At 39.9% G+C, this 885-nt stretch carries 2 protein-coding genes; both read right to left on the bottom strand.

Features of this window, described 5'->3' with window-relative positions; genetic code table 11:
- Positions 1–34: 34 nt before the first annotated feature.
- Positions 35–340 carry a hypothetical protein gene (locus A3729_RS18185; RefSeq protein ID WP_068511619.1) on the bottom strand — a complete coding sequence of 102 codons (306 nt, stop codon included), beginning with the start codon at positions 338–340 and terminating at the stop codon, positions 35–37.
- Between the two features lie 30 nt (positions 341–370).
- Positions 371–616: a hypothetical protein gene (locus tag A3729_RS18180; RefSeq protein WP_068511616.1), complete on the bottom strand. Its 246-nt coding sequence runs from the start codon at positions 614–616 to the stop codon at positions 371–373.
- Positions 617–885 lie beyond the last annotated feature (269 nt).

Here is an 885-nt window from a genome sequence, read left to right as displayed (position 1 = left end):
TCAAAGGCAGAAACCCCAAAAGCAGCTTGAGACACTAGAAAAACTCAAGCTCGCTTTCTTCAAACCAGTCTTCTTCCTCCAAACCCTCACTAACTTCCGCAAATATCATTTCTTTATTGGTCTGTTTTATTAATAAACGACAGACAATTGGCAAGTCATGAATCTGTGCCAATAGGTGGCTATCCACCAAGAAAAGCCTCTCATGAACTTCGTAATCAACAGGTGCGTCCAGCTCTAACAGCTCATCCTGACACAATTTAGGCAAGCCCATTCTGAGAATACAGTGATGAAGCAGCAACTGGTTTTTCAAGTCTCCCAAAAAGCGATTAGCTAGCTCCATACACCAATTTTCCTGGTACTGCACAATTGTTTAATTTTGCGCTTCAATACTAGGCATTGTTTCCCTGAGAAAAGCTCCAGAAACACTTAAATACATTAAGATAGAAAGATCTTCAGAACTAGCCTCAATGGATACAGAAACAAAGCCATCAAGAGTAGATAACCTTTGTAGGTCATTATCAGTCTTTTTAATATAAGCACCTAAATTATCAAACTGTTTTGCACTAGCACGCTCAAACAACTCCAAAATTCGTGGCACAACTTGCACACTGCTCATTGATATTCCCTCAAGACTCTCTGATCACTTCATTATTCCCCAGTACCGTTACTATACAAAGTATAGACAGCAAACTAAATACTCCACCGAACATCTAGTAGCATAAAGGAGGCACTACCAAGTATAAAGGCAACAAGGTAGAATGCACTTTCTTCCAAACAAACTAACAAACTTACTTCAGCAGCTCACCGCTAATATATCCACCTTATGATACAAAATAGCTCTTCCCTACCCTCTTCTGTTGATCCAAGCCAAACACGCGTAATCGT

This window comes from Oleiphilus sp. HI0043 (genome assembly GCF_001634935.1).
The sequence above is the reverse complement of the archived record's forward strand: the minus strand, read 5'-3'. Positions and strand labels throughout refer to the sequence as shown.

Excerpts from the sequence above, each read along its gene's own strand:
- A3729_RS18185 (WP_068511619.1), bottom strand. The coding sequence starts at position 340 with ATGGAGCTAGCTAATCGCTTTTTGGGAGACTTGAAAAACCAGTTGCTG.
- A3729_RS18180 (WP_068511616.1), bottom strand. The coding sequence starts at position 616 with ATGAGCAGTGTGCAAGTTGTGCCACGAATTTTGGAGTTGTTTGAGCGT.